This window comes from Sorangium sp. So ce406 (assembly GCF_051474675.1).
Lineage (GTDB): Bacteria > Myxococcota_A > Polyangia > Polyangiales > Polyangiaceae > Sorangium > Sorangium cellulosum_G.
Genome location: NZ_CP150340.1, coordinates 3,655,312 through 3,671,460, shown reverse-complemented (window position 1 = coordinate 3,671,460; position 16,149 = coordinate 3,655,312). Strand labels below are relative to the sequence as shown.

At 74.3% G+C, this 16,149-nt stretch carries 13 protein-coding genes; all 13 read right to left on the bottom strand.

Translation table 11 applies throughout. From position 1 onward, the window contains the following. Positions 1 to 212: 212 nt before the first annotated feature. Entirely contained in the window at positions 213 to 1,589 is a 1,377-nt protein-coding gene (locus WME96_RS13700; RefSeq protein WP_437290574.1) for a sigma-54-dependent transcriptional regulator, read from the bottom strand. Further along, complete coding sequence (locus tag WME96_RS13695; RefSeq protein WP_437290573.1) at positions 1,586 to 4,588, bottom strand: ATP-binding protein; 3,003 nt, start codon at positions 4,586 to 4,588, stop codon at positions 1,586 to 1,588. Before WME96_RS13695 ends, WME96_RS13700 begins: the two co-directional genes overlap by 4 nt. Then, a complete protein-coding gene (locus tag WME96_RS13690; protein WP_437290572.1) occupies positions 4,585 to 4,842 on the bottom strand; it encodes a hypothetical protein in 258 nt (85 codons plus the stop codon). Before WME96_RS13690 ends, WME96_RS13695 begins: the two co-directional genes overlap by 4 nt. 113 nt (positions 4,843 to 4,955) lie before the next feature. Further along, on the bottom strand, positions 4,956 to 5,882 hold the full coding sequence (locus WME96_RS13685) for a TolB family protein (protein WP_437290571.1): 927 nt from the start codon (positions 5,880 to 5,882) through the stop codon (positions 4,956 to 4,958). Positions 5,883 to 6,152: 270 nt separating this feature from the next. Continuing rightward, complete coding sequence (locus tag WME96_RS13680; protein WP_437290570.1) at positions 6,153 to 7,124, bottom strand: macrolide 2'-phosphotransferase; 972 nt, start codon at positions 7,122 to 7,124, stop codon at positions 6,153 to 6,155. Positions 7,125 to 7,493: 369 nt separating this feature from the next. Then, positions 7,494 to 7,868, bottom strand: a complete 375-nt coding sequence (locus WME96_RS13675; RefSeq protein ID WP_437290569.1) for a hypothetical protein — start codon at positions 7,866 to 7,868, stop codon at positions 7,494 to 7,496. Continuing rightward, positions 7,838 to 8,902: a hypothetical protein gene (locus WME96_RS13670; protein ID WP_437290568.1), complete on the bottom strand. Its 1,065-nt coding sequence runs from the start codon at positions 8,900 to 8,902 to the stop codon at positions 7,838 to 7,840. The genes WME96_RS13675 and WME96_RS13670 overlap by 31 nt, the downstream gene beginning before the upstream one ends. Positions 8,903 to 8,921: 19 nt before the next feature. After that, positions 8,922 to 9,146 carry a hypothetical protein gene (locus WME96_RS13665; protein WP_437290567.1) on the bottom strand — a complete coding sequence of 75 codons (225 nt, stop codon included), beginning with the start codon at positions 9,144 to 9,146 and terminating at the stop codon, positions 8,922 to 8,924. A 472-nt stretch (positions 9,147 to 9,618) separates the two neighbouring features. Beyond that, positions 9,619 to 10,797 carry a DTW domain-containing protein gene (locus WME96_RS13660; protein WP_437290566.1) on the bottom strand — a complete coding sequence of 393 codons (1,179 nt, stop codon included), beginning with the start codon at positions 10,795 to 10,797 and terminating at the stop codon, positions 9,619 to 9,621. Between the two features lie 62 nt (positions 10,798 to 10,859). After that, complete coding sequence (locus WME96_RS13655) at positions 10,860 to 11,795, bottom strand: hypothetical protein (protein ID WP_437290565.1); 936 nt, start codon at positions 11,793 to 11,795, stop codon at positions 10,860 to 10,862. A gap of 179 nt (positions 11,796 to 11,974) precedes the next feature. Further along, positions 11,975 to 12,967 carry a methylmalonyl Co-A mutase-associated GTPase MeaB gene (gene meaB, locus WME96_RS13650; RefSeq protein WP_437290564.1) on the bottom strand — a complete coding sequence of 331 codons (993 nt, stop codon included), beginning with the start codon at positions 12,965 to 12,967 and terminating at the stop codon, positions 11,975 to 11,977. Then, positions 12,964 to 15,630, bottom strand: a complete 2,667-nt coding sequence (gene scpA / locus WME96_RS13645; RefSeq protein ID WP_437290563.1) for a methylmalonyl-CoA mutase — start codon at positions 15,628 to 15,630, stop codon at positions 12,964 to 12,966. Before scpA ends, meaB begins: the two co-directional genes overlap by 4 nt. Continuing rightward, positions 15,623 to 16,081 (bottom strand): VOC family protein, encoded by a 459-nt coding sequence (locus WME96_RS13640; RefSeq protein WP_437290562.1) that lies wholly within the window; start codon positions 16,079 to 16,081, stop codon positions 15,623 to 15,625. The genes scpA and WME96_RS13640 overlap by 8 nt, the downstream gene beginning before the upstream one ends. Positions 16,082 to 16,149: the final 68 nt, after the last annotated feature.

The window sequence follows — 16,149 nt, the reverse complement described above, 5'->3', positions numbered from 1 at the left end:
TCCTCGGAGTCCATGTCCGGAATACCACGCATGGAGCGAGGGGAATACCCGTTCCGCCATCGGGAGAACACGCGGGCGCGCCCGCCCCAAGACGCCGCGTTACGATCGGTAACACGCGACGGCGCCGCGCCGGCAGGGAGTTACGAACAGCCTGCATCGTTCTCGCCGCCGCGGTCAGGACGCGCGCGCCGCGCCGCGCCGAGGGCCGCGGATCAGGTGCGCGGCCGGGGGATCCCGAGCCGCTGTCGCCGCTCCCAGAGGGCCTTGCGGCTGATCCCGAGTCGACGGGCGATCTCGGTCTCCGTCATCTCGTGCTGGTGCTCGAGGACGAAGCGGCGGAAGTAATCCTCGAGCGAGTCGGACGGGGGCGCGCCGTCGCGCGCGGCGGCGCGCGGGGCGGGCGAAGGCGGCCGCGGAGGGGTGTCGAGCCCGAGCAGCGCGACGCCGATCTCGCTCGCGTCGGCGAGGACGATGGCGCGGTGAACGGCGTTCTCCAGCTCGCGGACGTTGCCGGGCCACGGGGCCGCCGCGATGGCGGCGCGCGCCTCGGGCGACAGCGCGAGCGGCGCCCGGTCCGCCGTCCCCGCGCGCCGCGCGAGCAGCGACTCGGCGATGCGCACCGCGTCCCCCGGCCGCTCGCGCAGCGGCGGCAGGCGGATCTCGTGGAGCCGCAGCCGGAAGTAGAGGTCGCTCCGGAACGACCCGTCGCGCACCCGCTCCGCGAGATCCCGGTGCGTGGCCGCGATGATGCGCACGTCGACGCGCCGGGCGCGGCCCGCGCCCACGCGCCGCACCTCGCCGGTCTGGAGGAAGCGCAGGAGCCGCGCCTGGACCCTCACCGGCAGCTCGCCGATCTCGTCGAGCAGGAGCGTCCCGCCCTCCGCGGCCTCGCAGAGCCCCGCGCGCGGCGACAGCGCGCCGGCGAAGGCGCCGCGCTCGTGGCCGAACAGCTCGCCCTCGATGAGCCCCTCGGGGATCGCCGCGCAGCGGACAGGCACGAACGGGAGCTGCCGCCGCGGGCTGAGCCGGTGCACGGCGCGGGCGAGCGTCTCCTTGCCGGTGCCGCTCTCGCCGAGGATGAGCAGCGTCGCCTCGCTCGGCGCGACCTTGCGCACCTGCGCGAACACCTCCCGCATGGCGGCCGAGCCGCCGACCAGCCCCTCGAGCTCGTCGTCGAGCACGGGCGACACGGGCGGCGCGGGCGGCGTCACGCCCGGCGCGACCACGGCGGGGGCGCTCCGCGCGCCGGCGAGGTGGTGCTCGACGAGGGCGAGGAGCTCGTCGTGGTCGAACGGCTTCGAGAGGTAGTCCGCGGCGCCGCGCTTCACCGCGTCGACCGCCGCCTTCACCGTGGCGTAGCTCGTCATGAGCACGACCGGCGCGGCGCCGCACTGGCCGACGAGCTCCGTCCCCGGCGCGCCGGGCAGGCGCACGTCGGCCAGCACCAGATCGAACGCGCGCAGGTCGCAGCCCGCCTCGGCCTCGGCGATCGACCCCGCCTCGACCACGTCGTGGCCGTGGCGGGCGAGCAGCCGCCGCAGCTCCGCCCGGATGACGACCTCGTCCTCCACCAGCAGGATCCGGCTCATGCCTCCGCCTCCGGCGCGCGCCGCGCCCCGGCCGCGCCCGCGAGCGGGAGCCGCACGACGACCGTCGTCCCCTGCCCCACCGCGCTCCGCAGCGCGAGCGTCCCGCCGTGGTCCTGGACGATCGAGCGCGAGAGCGGCAGGCCGAGCCCGGTGCCGCTCGGGTCGCGCTTCGTCGTCACGAACGGCTCGAGCACCTCGCCGAGGAGCTCCTCGGGGATGCCGCTGCCGTGATCCTCGACCTCGACAACGATCTCCCCCGCCTCGATCCGCCCCCGCACCGCGATGGTCGCGCCGGGCTCGGAGGCGTCGCGCGCGTTCGCGAGCAGGTTGACGAAGACCTGGACGAGCTCGCGCCGGTCGCCGATGACGACGAGCGACTCCGGGCAGGCCTGCTCCACCTGGACGCGCGGCGCCGCGCGGTCGAGCCGGATCAGCCGCTCGGCCTCGGCGACCACCTCGGCGAGCGCGACGCGCCCGACCCGCGCGCGCCGGATCTCGCCGGGCGACTGCACGGCGCCGGTGCGGGCGTGGTCGAGCAGCGATCGCAGGATCGCCTCGATGCGCGCCGCCTCGCCGAGGATGAGGCTCGCGCGCGCGCGGAGCTCGTCGTTCTCGGCCTCGGCGCGGAGGTTCTGCGCGAGGCAGGCGATGCCGGTGAGCGGGTTGCCGACCTCGTGGGCCACGCCCGCGGCGAGGCGGCCGAGCTGGGCGAGGCGATCGCGGTGGGCGAGCTGCGCCTCGAGCGCGCGCTGCTCGGTGCGGTCCTCCACGAGCAGGACCACGCCCCCGGAGGCCGCGCGCGCGTCGAGCGGGTCGAGCGCGGCGCGGTGCACGCGCAGCGCGCGCGCGCGCCCGGCCACGCGCACCTCGACCTCGTCGGCGCCCGCGCCGGCCTCGCCCGCGGAGGCCGCGCGGGAGGCGCGCGAGAGCAGCTCAGCGAACGGGGCCGGCAGCCGGTCGAGCGGCGCCCCGACGAGGTCGCGCTCCTCGACGCCGACGAGCGCCTCGAGGCGGCGGTTGACGAGGCTGATCGCGCCGTCGGAGCCCACGGCGCAGACCCCGAGGGGGAGCTGCGCGAGCACGGAGCGGAGCCACCGCCGCAGGAGGTCGAGCTCCCTGGCCGCGCCGACGAGCCGCGTCTCCCCGCGGGCGAGGCGCCGCTCCAGCCACCGGAGCTGCTCGGTGAGCGCGCCGCTCGCGCCGCCCGCGGCGGGGGCGTCCGCCTCCGCGACCGTCCTCGCGAGCACGGGGCCGACCAGCGGCGACAGGTTGCGGTGCAGCCGCTCCTGCAGGGCGTGGAGCTCGGTGGGCCGCGTCTCGTCGCGCGGGATGTCGAGCTCGATGCGCGCGCGCGTGACCTCGATGCCGGCGGCCTCGCGGCCGAGCAGCCGGGCGAGCCGCTCCTCCAGCGCGTCCACGCTCGCGGGCACGGTCGCGCGCTCGACCGACGGGCCGATCTCGCGCCGCCGGCACAGGCGCGCCGCCTCGCGCTCCTCGTCGGCCGGCGGGCGCAGGAGCGAGACGAGCCCGAGCGTCGCGCTGTTGACGGCGAGCGACACGAGCGTCGGCAGCGACCAGGAGTCGGCGTGGCCCGCGCGGCCCGCGCCCGCGCGCAGGAGGTCGAGCCACGACCGGTCGAGGCCGGTCAGCTCGGGCAGGAGCGGCGCGAGGCACGTGGCCGTCCAGGTCGCGATGCCGGCCGCGAGCCCTGCGATGAACCCCGCGCGCGTCGCGCGCTCCCAGAAGAGCACGGCGAAGAGCCCCGGCAGGAACTGCGCGAAGGCGACGAACGACACGATGCCGCTCTCGACGAGCAGCCCGCGGTTCGGCTGCGCGCGGTGGAAGAGCCAGCCGCCCACGAGGATGGCGGTGAGGAGCCCGCGCCGCATCCACAGCACGCGCGCGTAGACGTTGCGGCGCAGCGTCCTCCTGGCGAGCGGCAGGAGCAGGTGCGTCGCGCTGTCGTTCGCGAGGGCGACGGCCGTGACCATGACCATGGCGCTCGCCGCGGAGATGCCGCCGATGAACGCGGCGAGCGCGAGCCAGCGCTGGTCGAGGAGCTGCGGCACGAGCAGCACGTAGCTGTCGGCGGGCTCGGCGGGGGCGAGGCGGGTGCCGGCCCAGAGCACGGGGAGGACGGGCAGGTTGAGCGCGAGCAGGAACAGCGGGAAGGCCCACGCCGCCGTGGCGAGCGCGCGGTCGCCGGCGCCGCTGGCGAACGCCATGTGCCACTGCCGCGGCAGCAGGAAGGCCGCGGCGAAGCTGATGACGAGCATCGAGGTCCAGCCGCCGTCCTCGCGCACGGGGCGGCCGAGCGCCTCGACCTCGGCGGCGTGCTCGCCGAGCCAGTCCGCGAGCCCGCCCGCGCCGCCGAACGCCCCGAGCACCGCGATGAGGCCCACGGCCGCGAGCACCGCGAGCTTCGCCGCCGACTCGAACGCGACCGCCGCGGCGAGGCCGTCCTCGCGGCCGCGCTCGGCGGGCGGGCGGGCGCCGAAGAACGCCGTGAAGAGCGCGAGCAGCGCGCAGAAGACGGCGCCGACGGCCTCCTCGTGCCCCGGCCCCGAGAGCACGCGGACCGACTGCTCGGTCGCGCGGAACTGCTGCGCGACGTAGGGCACGCTGGCGACGAGGGAGAACGCGGCGGCGAGCGCGCCCGCGGCGGGGCTCTGGAAGCGGAACGCGAGGAGGTCTGCGAGCGAGGAGAGGCGCTGCTCGCGCGTGATCCGCAGGACGCGCGACCAGAGCAGCGGCGTGGCGATGCACGCGAGCGTCGGGCCCAGGTAGACAGCGAGGAAGACGAGCCCGTGGCGCTGCGCGAAGCCGACGCCGCCGTAGTACGTCCACGACGAGGCGTAGACGCCGAGCGAGAGGGCGAGCACGAGCGGGTGCCGCGCGAGCGCGCGGGGGATCCGCTCGCGCTGCGCGGCGAGGGCGATCGCGGCGAGCACGGCCAGCCAGGCGCCGGTGGCGAAGAGGAGGACGCCGACGTTGATCACGGCGGCGGCCCTCGATCGCCGCGGAGGGCGTCGGCGCGGCCGGCGTCGGCGCGGCCCTCGTCGGCGCGGTCGGCGCGCGTCGCGAGCGCGGCGAACGCGATCAGCGCGATCCACACCGCGAAGACGGCCGCCACCGCGAGGAGGCCGTGGGCCCAGAGCAGGCGCGCTGGAGAGAGCAGGAGAAACGTTCCCAGCAGCACGAGCACGAGCGCGCGATCCGCCGCGCCGGCCTCCGCGTCGTGTCCTCCGCTCATCGAGAAGAGGCTACCCAGGGCCGCCGTCTCTGAATACGCACCGCAGTACGACGCAATGCATCATGACGGAGCAACGGAGCGGGTGCGCGCGTCCACCTCGAGATCCGGGCCGGTCAAGGCGCGGCGCGGCGCGCTTCGTAGATGTCGGTCCCGCCGCTGCGCGCCGACGAGAAGAACAGGGTGGACCCGTCCGGCGACAGGTAGGGATCGTTCTCGCGCGCCGCCGGATCGTTCAGATCGTCGAGCGGCTCCGGCTCCCCGAACAGCGCGTCGGTCGACGGCCGTCGGGCCCAGAACAGGTCGTCCCCCGACCGGAACAGGATCTGCCGGCCATCGTCGAACAGGAACGGGGCGAGCTGTTCGCCCTCGTCGTTCAGCTCGTCGAGCGGGGCGAACGCGCCCCATTCGTCTTCGGGGCTCTCGCGGGAGGCGATCGCGAGATCCCAGCCCTGGGTCTCGGGCCCGTTCAGGCCGACCACGACGCGGAGCTCGGGCAGGTCGACGTGAGCGTTCATCGCCTGCGTGCCGCCCTCGTGTCCCGGGTTGAGCGCCTCGACGTAGGAAGGGTCGCCCCACGGGTCGCTGCGGCTCGCGCGCTCGGACATCCAGATGCCTGTCTGCTGCGCGCTGTTGCGGAAAAACCACATCCTGAGCCCGTCGTTCGAGATGGCGGGCGTATCGTCGTCGTCCGCGCTGTTGAGCTTCTCCGCGAGCTCGACGGTCGGTGTCTCCCAGGGCGAGTCGAGGTCCGCCCGCCGCGAGATCCAGATGTCCTGGCTCGCGCCGCGCTCGGACATGAAGTGGATCTCGAGCAGGTCGCCCGTGAGCGTCGGGTCCTCGTCCCTGGCCGCGTCGTCGTTGAGCGCGGCCACCTTCTCCGGCGCCGTGAACCGCGGCCGCTCCGGCACGAACACGCCGATCACGACCTGCTGGTCCGCGCACGCCGCCCCGCCGAGCGCGAGCCCCAGCCCGCAGGACCCCGCGAGCCAGCGGGATCGCCGTGCCCGGGAGGTCCCGTCGAGCCGACCGGCGGAGGGCACATCCCGAGCGGATTTTTCTACCGACATGGAAAATCGAGGCCTCCAGGCTCGATGAGCGAGGGACGTCTGCCCGCTCGGGGCGACCTGGATCTTACCTCTGCCGGAGCCGCGGTTATACCCGCGCCAGGCGTCGCCTCGGCGGGCGCGACGCGGCGGACGGCGTGCGCGACGCGGCCGACGGCGCGCGCGACGCGGCCGACGGCGCGCGCGACGCGGCCGACGGCGCGCGCGACGCCCGCCGCGTCGCGCGCGCCTCGAGTCACCCGCGCTTCACGCGCTCTCGGCCGCGAGGCCGGCGAGCATGCTGCGCGCGTGCTCGATCACGCCCTCGTTGCCCGAGTCGACGCCCCACTTCGCCGCCAGCGCGGGCCACGCCGCCCAGCGCTCGGCGGCGTGGGCCGCGAGGCCGGGCCACGTCGTGCCGCCGGCCGCCTCGAAGCGCGCGATGCACGCCTCGAGCACCCCCTTGCCGAAGGCGCCGGCGAAGAGCGCGAAGTCGATCGACGGGTCGCCGAGGTGAGCCTCGGTCCAGTCGAGAATCCCGGTGAGCCGGCCGCCCTCGTCGAGGAGCATGTGCCCGGGGTGCAGGTCGCCGTGCACGAGGGCCAGGTGGCGCGGCCAGATCGCGTCGTTCGCGAGCCAGCGCTGCCAGCGCGCCCACAGGGCGTCCGGCGGCGCCAGCAGGGCGCGCGTCTCCTCCATGGCCCGCGCGTGGGCCTGGCGCGTTTCGTCGATCGACTTGACGGGCACGCCCGCCGCCTCGATCTCCGCCGCGCCGATGCGCTGCAGCGCCGCGAGGGCCTCGGCCATCGACGCGATGAACGCCGCCGAGGGCGCCGCCGGATCGAGGCGGTTCCAGCGCACGCCCGCCTCGGGATCGATGGATATCGCGGGCACGTCGACGAGCCGCGGATAGGCGATCACCTGATCGGTGTGCACGCGCCAGTCGGGCACGGAGACCGGCAGGTGCTTGCGCACGAGGGCCAGCACGCGCGCCTCCACGCGGGCCGACGCGACCACCGCGGGCCGGCGCGGCGTGCGCACGACCCACGGCACGCCGTCCTCGTCCTCCGCGTGCACGACGAGGAAGTCGAGCCCGGACTGGTCGAAGTCGGCGTGGTTCGTGGCGAGCCGGAGCCCCTCGCGGCGCGCCGCATCGAGGAGCGCGCCGACGGACTCGATCGGCGCGAAGGGGGAAGAACCGGTGGATGAGGTGTCTTGACGTTCTTGGCGTTCGGTCATGATCGCGAGCCTCTTCGCGCGCCCCCGGCAGGGCGGCGCGCGTGATGGGGGAAGACTCGCGGCGCGAGCTCACGACCGATGCGCGTGGCGTGCTCCATCCATGCTCCCGGGCGTGAGTCGACGCGCCCCGGTCTTCCACGTTTCGAGCGAACTCGGAGGAAGACAGGGCACGGACAGGCACCCGCGCGCTCGCCGCGTGCCGCCGGCGGCGCCGGGGCTACGGGGAGGACGAGGATGCCGGACTCAGCGGAACCGGATGGAATGCACGGACGGAGAGTCTCATACGGCGCCCCGCGCGGCAAGGGCGCTCAGGGCGCTCGGCCCGACGCCGCGGTCGCTGGTGCGCCAGACGGCCGACGGCCCGTCACCTCACGGCCAGCCCACGCAGCTCCGCAGCGCAAGGCCGAGCCCTACGCTCAGCGCGTTCGCGCAGAGCGCCCAGCGGAGCGCGCGGCGCAGGCCGAAGAGGCCGAGGTAGCAGCCTTCGGCCACGACGGCGAACGCCTCGGCCGCCGCGAACAGGGTCCAGTAGCCCTGGCGCGACAGCAGGCGCGGGAAGATGAACCAGACGATCGGGTGTGTGAGCGCGCTCGCGCCGAACGCGGCGCAGAAGCGCACCGCGCGCCGCGCCTCGACGCGCTCTCGATGCATCGCGGCGAGGTACACGGGCACCTCGACGACCTGCGTGAACGCGAACGCTACCGCCCAGCGCATCATGCGCACGACGGCGCGAGCGCCATGCATCGAGGGCTCGGCGAGCCCCGCTGCGGCCCCGGGTCGCCGGCGCCGGCCATCCAGCGCCGCTCGATGAAGAGCCATGTTGCGGCCGCGAGCTCGAGGTGCCCGTGGAATACAGCGAATCGAAGGTAGCCGGCGCGCGCAGCCAGGAGATCGAAGCAGGCCCACGCGATCAACGCGAGCGCGGCGGCCGCCGTGAGCCAGAGGAACGGGCGCCCGAGATCGTCCGCGAGCGCTCTCCAGCTGCTCACGAACCCGCGCGGAGCGGGGCGGGGGCGATCGTCCTCCGGGACGAGCCTCAGCCAGACCGCATAATGCACCGACTGCGCGAAGGCGTAGAGCAGCACGAGGCGGACGCCGAGGTCGCCTGGGGCGCGCGGCGCGATGTCGCGCACGTGGGCGTGGATCGGCGCTCCGAGCCCGGGCAGCGCCGCGGCCGCGGCGCGCCAGAGCGGATCGAGGAGGCCTGTCGCGAGCGCGACCGACGACCCGAGAAACAGCGCGAGGGGCACGAGGTGCCAGCGTGTCCGCCGCGGCCGCCAGGCGCACCATAGCCCGACGGCGATCGCATTGTGGCCGTGCGCGAACACCAGCTCGGACCAGCCGCGGAAGGCCACGGCGACGCAGACGAGCGGCGCCAGGCAGGCAATCGCGACGGCGCGGCGGCGGCGCGTGCCCCTCGCGACGAAGGCCGCCGCCACCGCCGCCAGGAGCCCGCACGCGAGGCGGCTCGTCACCGCGCCCACGGCGAGCGGCGCGGCCACGGCGAGCGCCGCGAGCCCGCGCCGATGGAGGCCCGGGCGCGCGACGAGGTAACGGACGTCCGCGAGCACGTGAGGGACGCCGAGCACGATGGGGCCGAGCGCCAGCAGCCATGTCGGCGCCAGCAGCGCGCCTGAGAGCGCCGTCACGACGGCGATGGTCCCCAGCACCGACACGCGGACGTCCCGGCGAGCGACCCAGGTGCCCACGTGGCGGCCCAGGAGGCGGAAGCAGGCGCGCCGCAGGCGGTCGAGCGGCGCGAGGATGACGTCCATCATGACGGGCGCTCGCGCTGCTTCACTCGAGGGCTTCGCGATGCCGCCGCCGGAGCGCGAGGGGCAACCCCACGAGTCCGGCGATGGCCAGGAAGCTCATCACGAAAGCGGCCGTCGGCGTCGCCAGGGCGGCGGGCCCCCCTCCGCCGCTGGCGGGGGGAATGACGTCCGCGTACGCCAGGCTGGTAGCGCCGAGCGTTCCGGATACCGCGGCCGCCGCCGCGATGAGACGATATGCAAAACTCATGGTGTTCAGTCCTCCTGCTTCGGGTTGTTGCTTGTTGCAGTCGAGCCAAGAAGCGCCTTCTCTGGCCCAGCAACGATTCGTTGCTTACCTGGCCACATGCAGTGGCGATGCCATGAAAGGCGCGCGTGGGAGAAGGGATCTTGGCGCGCTCTCCGGGCCGCGGAGCGACCATCGAAGCGCTCGCGCCGCTCGGTCGGCTGCGCCGCGGCGTGACCCCTGCAGCCTGCCTGTCCGATGCACGGATGCTTCATGTCGGGCCAGCGAGAATGCACTCCTCATGCCCCGCTGCGCCCCCTGCCTTTACTTGATGGGAGCTCGCCGGCTCTGGCTCGCTCGCGCAAGACGTTGCGTCAGCGAGCAAAGCAGCGGTGCTCGTGCCGTTCGGGCTCGTCGTCGACCGTGAAGCCGCGGCACCGGAGAAGACGCGCGCTCTCCGCCAGCGCGCCCGCCGGCTCGCTGCGGCGGGCGCTCGTCATCCCGGAGATCCCGGAAACCCCGCGCCGTCGTCCTCTCCCGCGAGATCGAGCAGGCGCGCAAGGACGACCTCGAGCCAGCCCAGCGTGCGCCCGGCCCGCCCGCTCCCGCGCGGCGCTGGTTCCGTGGGCTCCCCGGGCAGGAGCGCCCGCGCCCCGTTCGCGATGCCGCCCGGCCGGCGCCGCAGGTGCCGCGCGCAGAGGTCGCGCAGGTCGATGGAGGGCGGGCGCCCGAGGCCCTCCTGCGCGAGCAGGTCCGCCGTGAAGGCGCCCCAGGCGCCGAGCACGCCGCCCGGGCCCACGAACGCGCGGAACCGGGCCAGGGCCGAGCCCGCTTCCTCGCCGTCGAGCAGGCGCCGCTCGGGCACCTCGATCTGGTGCGCGACGCTCGGGCCCAGCGGCCGCCGCGGGCGAAGGAACGCCTCGAAGCGCTCGCCCGACGCGCGGCTGGCGACGAGGTGCACGAGCTCGGACCTGGGCCCGGCCGCGCCGGCGTCCGCCGGCCACCCGGAGTTGGCCCCGCCGTCGACGAGCACCACCCGCTCCGGCGCGGCGAGGTAGGGGCGCAGCGGCCCGAGCGGCGAGGCGGCCGCCCCGCGCGACCGCCGGCGCGGGCCGTCGCTGCGCGCCTGGTGCTCGATCTGCCGGTCGACCATGAACTCGAAGGCCCGGAGCATCTCGTCGAACCGCGCGGGCTCGCCCTCGAGCGCGCCGAGCGCGCTGGCCACCGCCTCGACCGTGGCGAGGCACTCCGGGCGCGGCTCCCTGCGGATGCGGTAGTTGCCCGGCGCCCTGGGCGTCACGCCGATGCGGCGCACCGCGGCGAGGCGCGGGTTCAGGGCGAGCATCTTCCTCGCCTGCCACCAGGTGCCGTCGACCACGATGAGCGACCGCACCGGCGGTCCTGCCGCAGGGTCGGGGTCGCCCCCGGGGAAGAGCACGGCCGTCGCCGGATCGGCGGCGAGGGCCATGATCCGGGGGTCCTCCTCGAAGACCACCCCCTCGTGCAGCTCGGAGTTGGGCAGCGACAGGTGGGTCATGCGCGCCGTGCCGATGCCCACCCGGCGCTCGCGCGGGTGCTGGAGGAGCACGACCCGCGTCGTCGTCGGCAAGGAGGGCAGGAGCGCGCAGTAGCAGACCGGGCGGGGGCGCCGGCAGCGCCAGCAGACGTCGCGCATCGGCGGCACCCTAGAGCCTCCGGTTTGAATTGCAATTCTCCCGGCGCCCCCCGGCGGCCGACTCAGAATTTGCCCCCCAGCGCGACACGGACCGTCGCCAGCTTGCCCTGCTCCAGACCGAACCCGAGGGGCTCGTCCAGCGCCACGAGCAGCCCGGCCCGGAAGTACATGCCCGACGTGGGCGGCTCGACGCCGAGGAAGGGCTCGGCCGCGAGCTGCACCTTGTCGGTCTGCGTGAGGGGGAACGCGGCCTGGAGCCGCGCGCCGACCCCGAACCCGCCCACGCTGCGCAGCTCCGCCTCGCTGGCGTGCTCGATGAAGAGCTCCGTCTCTCCGTCGCCGGTGGGGATGGCGAACATCGCCGCGAGATCGCTCCGCACATAGAACGCCTCGATCGGGCGCAGCTCGACGCCGCCGCGGGCTCGCAGCGGGACGTGCTCCAGGAGCGCCCGCTGCGAGTCGAAGTACCCGCGCACGGCCAGCGCCGCCGCTGCAGCCGCCTCCGTGTCGTCGGACGGATCTTGCGTGACGGGGATGGAGGCCGAGAGCCCGCCGATGAGCACCAGCGTGGGGAAGACGCTCGCGACGTAGTGGAGCCCGATCGAGGGATTGCCGAAGAAGAACCCCTCGAGCTCCGGCGCGACGGTCGCCGCATCGCCCTCCGCCGGGCCGGGCGGGCGCGCCTGGCTGCTCCCGTACGCAAAGGGCAGCTCGGCGTCCAGGTGGAGCCCCGCGAAGAGCGGGATCTGAGCGACCACCGCGAAGGACGCCGCGAAGGAGCTCTCCTCCACGCCGGCGCTCGTCGCGTCGCCGTTCGCCGCGTCCCGGCCGGGGAGGTTCGCCTCGAGGGTGCGGGCGAGCACGTCCGCCTCCGCGCCGAGACGGAAGCCGTAGGACTTCGCCCACTGCTCTTCCTTGACGGTCTCCGCGGCGAGCACCGGCGCGGCCGCCGTGAGCAGGAGAGAGAGGGCGGCGAGCGATAGTCCAAGCTGGCGCATCCGGCCATCTTAGCGAGTTCTCCGCACCGGGGCCCTCCGAGAGAAGAAGAAACGCCAAGGCGCAAAGATGCAAAGACGCAAGAAGCAGGGATGGGGCTATCTCTCTCCCCCCTTGCGCCTTTGCGCCTTTGCGCCTTGGCGTTCCTTCTCCCTCGCGAGCTCTCGGAGCGCTCGCCTCCTCAGCCCTTCCTCGCCGTCCCCCAGGCCTCCAGCAGCTCGCGCGCGGCGCGCAGCGGGCTGAGCGCGCCGGCCGCGACGAGGCCCTCCACCCCGGGCATCCGCTCGCGCACGGCCGCGCTGCGCAGGAAGGCCTCCCGGAGGTGCCCCTCGATCAGCTCGAGCAGCCACCTTCGCGCCTGCGCGGCCCGGCGGCGCTCCAGCCAGCCGCCGGCCTGCATGTGCGCGCGGTGGCGCAGCACGCTCTCCCACGCCTCGCGGACGCCGCGGTTCTCCTGGGCCGAGCAGACCCCGACAACGGGCGTCCAGCCGTGCGGCGCCGGCGGGAACAGGTGCAGCGCGCTCTCGTAGTCGCGGCGCGCCCGCGCGGCGCGGCCTTCGTTGCCGCCGTCGGCCTTGTTGATGATCACGAGATCGACGAGCTCCATGATCCCGCGCTTCACGCCCTGCAGCTCGTCCCCTGCCCCCGGCAGCATCAAGAGCAGGAAGCAATCCGTCATGTCGGCGACGGCGACCTCGGACTGGCCGACACCGACGGTCTCGACGAGGATGTTGCGGTATCCCGCCGCCTCGCAGAGCACGATCGCCTGGCGCGTGGCCCGCGCCACCCCGCCGAGCGAGCCGCCCGACGGCGACGGGCGGATGAACGCCCGCGGATCGCTGGCGAGCCGCGGCATCCGCGTCTTGTCGCCGAGGATGCTCCCGCCGTGGACAGGGCTGCTGGGGTCGACCGCGAGCACCGCGACCGTCTCGTCGCGCTCGCGCACGAGGTGCACGCCGAGGGCGTCGACGAACGTGCTCTTGCCGACGCCCGGCACGCCGGTGATGCCGAGCCGCGCGGCGCCGCCGCTGTGCGGCAAGCAGAGCTCCAGGACCTCCTCGGCGAGCTCCTGGTGCCGCGGGAGCGCGCTCTCGGCCAGCGTGATGGCCCGGGCGAGAGCCGCGCGGTCGCCCGCGAGGAGGCCGTCGACGAGCTGCCCCGGGCTCGGCCTCAACCCTGGCGCGCCTCCTGCGCGCCGAGCCGCTCGATGAGCGTGCGGACGATCCGCGCCGCGGCGTCGGGGATGACCGTCCCCGGCCCGAAGACGCCGGCGACGCCGCGCTCCTCGAGATACCCGTAGTCCTGCGGCGGGATCACGCCGCCGGCGACGACGAGGATGTCCCCGCGGCCCGCCTTCCCGAGCGCCTCGATGAGCTGGGGAACCAGGGTTTTATGGCCGCCCGCGAGCGACGAGATGCCGACCACGTGGACGTCGTTCTCGACCGCGTGGCGGGCCACCTCCTCCGGGGTCTGGAACAGGGGGCCGATATCGACGTCGAACCCGAGATCGGCAAAGGCGGTGGCGATGACCTTCATCCCCCGGTCGTGGCCGTCCTGGCCCATCTTGGCGACCAGGATGCGCGGGCGGCGGCCCTCGAGACCGGCGAACTCGCCGACGAGCGCCTCCACGTCGCGGCCGGCCCCGGCCTCGCGGATCTCCGCGCCGTACACGCCGCTGACCGTGCGCACCGGGGCCTCGTAGCGGCCGAAGACGCGCTCGAGCGCGCCCGAGATCTCGCCGAGCGTCGCGCGGCGGCGCGCGGCCTCGACGGCGAGCGCGAGCAGGTTCCCCTCGCCCGTCTCGGCGCAGCGGGTAAGCGCGGCCAGCGACGCGTCCACGGCGGCCTCGGCGCGGGCGGCCTTCACCTCCCCGAGCCGCGCGACCTGCTTCTCGCGCACCGCCGTGTTGTCCACCTCGCGCAGCTCGAGCGGCGCCTCCCTGTCCAGCCGGTACGCGTTGACGCCGACGATGACGTCGCGGCCCGCGTCGATCCGGGCCTGCTTGCGGGCCGCCGCCTCCTCGATGCGCAGCTTGGGCAGGCCGTTCTCGATCGCCTTGACCATGCCGCCCAGCGACTCGACCTCCTGGATGAACTGCCACGCTTCCCGCGCCAGCCTGTCCGTGAGCCGCTCGACGTGGTGGGAGCCGCCCCACGGGTCGACGACCCGGCAGACGTCGGTCTCCTTCTGCAAGAACAGCTGCGTGTCGCGCGCGACCTTGGCCGAGAAGTCCGAGGGGAGCGCCAGCGCCTCGTCCAGGGCGTTCGTGTGCAGCGACTGGGTGCCGCCGAGCACGGCCGCGAGCGCCTCGATGGCCGTGCGCGTGATGTTGTTGAACGGGTCCTGCTCGGTGAGGCTCCAGCCCGAGGTCTGGCAGTGGGTCCGCAGCGCCATCGTCTTCGGGTTCTTCGGCTGGAACCCCTTCACGATCTTCGCCCACAGGAGCCGCGCGGCCCGCAGCTTGGCGATCTCGGTGAAGTGGTCCATGCCGATCCCGAAGAAGAACGAGAACCGCCCGGCGAAATCGTCGATATCCATGCCCGCCGCGATCCCGGCGCGCAGGTACTCGAGGCCGTCGGCGAGCGTGTACGCGAGCTCCAGCTCGGCGGTCGCGCCGGCCTCCTGCATGTGATAGCCGCTGATGCTGATCGAGTTGAACCGGGGAGTCTTCTCGGCGGTGTAACGGAAGATGTCGGCGACGATCCTCATCGAGGGCGCGGGCGGGTAGATATAGGTGTTCCGGACCATGAACTCCTTGAGGATGTCGTTCTGGATGGTTCCGGAGAGGAGCTCGGGGCGCACGCCCTGCTCCTCGGCCGCGACGATGTAAAACGCCATGATCGGCAGCACCGCGCCGTTCATCGTCATCGACACGCTCATCCTGTCGAGCGGGATCTGGTCGAAGAGGATCTTCATGTCCTCCACGGTGTCGATCGCCACGCCGGCCTTGCCCACGTCGCCGACCACGCGCGGGTGGTCCGAGTCGTAGCCGCGGTGGGTCGCCAGATCGAAGGCGACCGAGAGCCCTGTCTGCCCCGCGGCCAGGTTGCGCCGGTAAAACGCGTTCGACTCCTCGGCCGTGGAATACCCGGCGTACTGGCGGATGGTCCACGGGCGGACCACGTACATGCTGGTGTACGGCCCGCGCAGGAACGGCGCGATGCCGGCCGAGAAGCCGAGGTGCTCGGGAAGCTGCTCGGGAGGCGCCGTGTCCGCGGGCGCCGTGGCCAGCGCGGGCAGCTCGGCGGCCTCGTCGATCTGTCGCAGCGCCGAGCGCGCGAGGCTGCGCGCGAGCTGCTCGATGAGCCAGCAGCCGGCGGCGGGGCTCTCGGCGGCGTTGAAGCGCGCCTCCTCGCGGAGGATGACGCGGGCGTTGCCGAGCAGGCGCTCGGGCGGCGCGATGACGACCTCGTCCGCGCCGCCGGCGAGCGCCGCCATCATCGCGACGATGCCGCGCAGGAGGTTCTTGTGCGGCTCGTCGCCGGGCACGGCCGCCGACGGGACCACGGCGGTGATCGTCGCGCCCGGCCGCAGGCGCTCGGCCAGGAGGCGCGCGGCGCGGAGGCGGGCGATCTCGAAGAAGTAGCTGGTGCCCATGGCGAAGCGCAGCTCCGGCGCGCCGCTCCGGAGCTCGGCCACGAGCGACGCCACGAGCGGGCCGCCGGCGGCCACGGGCAGCTCCGGGCTGTCCGGCGCGACCATCGGCGGCACGAGCAGGCCCTCGGCGCTCGCCCAGGCGAGATCGTCCGCGGTCTTCCCCTTGAGATCCCGGTGGAGCGCCTGCTTCCACGTCTCGAGCGCGACCGGCGTGAACTCGGCGAAGAGCCGCTCATTCATGTTCATGGGCCTCCACCACCTCGATGAGCGTGCCGAACGGCGCGTCGTCGCGCGATCTCGGGTGCACGAAGAAGATCGTCGTCCCGCGGGAGCCGGGCCGGGGCGCAGCGTCGATGATGCGGAACCCCTTCTCCCTGAGCGCGTCGAAGGCGACCTGAGCGTCGCGGACCCGGTAGGCGATGTGGGCGAAGCCCGCGCGGCCGCCGTTCTTGTCGAGGAGCTTCTGGACGGGAGACGCGGAGGACAGCGGCTCGAGGAGCTGGATGAGGTTGTCGCTGTCGCCGACGCGGAGCATCACCTCGCGGACCTGATCGGTGCCCAGGACCTCCTCGCGGTGCACCTCGCGGAAGCCGAGCAGCTCGTACGCCTTCACCTGCGCGTCGAGCTGCCCGGCAGGCACGGCGATGGCGACGTGGTCGATGAACAGAAAACCGGGGATCTGGTCCTTCATGCGCTCTCCTGGCTCCAGAGCGGATCGCCTGTGTTGAAAAAGCAGAACGCTCCCGAAATGCCAAGCGT

What these genes read in the sequence shown, in the direction of transcription:
- WME96_RS13700 (WP_437290574.1), bottom strand. Translation starts at nt 1,589, where the DNA reads ATGAGCCGGATCCTGCTGGTGGAGGACGAGGTCGTCATCCGGGCGGAG.
- WME96_RS13690 (WP_437290572.1), bottom strand. Translation starts at nt 4,842, where the DNA reads ATGAGCGGAGGACACGACGCGGAGGCCGGCGCGGCGGATCGCGCGCTC.
- WME96_RS13680 (WP_437290570.1), bottom strand. Translation starts at nt 7,124, where the DNA reads ATGACCGAACGCCAAGAACGTCAAGACACCTCATCCACCGGTTCTTCC.
- WME96_RS13675 (WP_437290569.1), bottom strand. Translation starts at nt 7,868, where the DNA reads ATGCATGGCGCTCGCGCCGTCGTGCGCATGATGCGCTGGGCGGTAGCG.
- WME96_RS13670 (WP_437290568.1), bottom strand. Translation starts at nt 8,902, where the DNA reads ATGATGGACGTCATCCTCGCGCCGCTCGACCGCCTGCGGCGCGCCTGC.
- WME96_RS13665 (WP_437290567.1), bottom strand. Translation starts at nt 9,146, where the DNA reads ATGAGTTTTGCATATCGTCTCATCGCGGCGGCGGCCGCGGTATCCGGA.
- WME96_RS13660 (WP_437290566.1), bottom strand. Translation starts at nt 10,797, where the DNA reads ATGCGCGACGTCTGCTGGCGCTGCCGGCGCCCCCGCCCGGTCTGCTAC.
- WME96_RS13655 (WP_437290565.1), bottom strand. Translation starts at nt 11,795, where the DNA reads ATGCGCCAGCTTGGACTATCGCTCGCCGCCCTCTCTCTCCTGCTCACG.
- scpA (WP_437290563.1), bottom strand. Translation starts at nt 15,630, where the DNA reads ATGAATGAGCGGCTCTTCGCCGAGTTCACGCCGGTCGCGCTCGAGACG.
- WME96_RS13640 (WP_437290562.1), bottom strand. Translation starts at nt 16,081, where the DNA reads ATGAAGGACCAGATCCCCGGTTTTCTGTTCATCGACCACGTCGCCATC.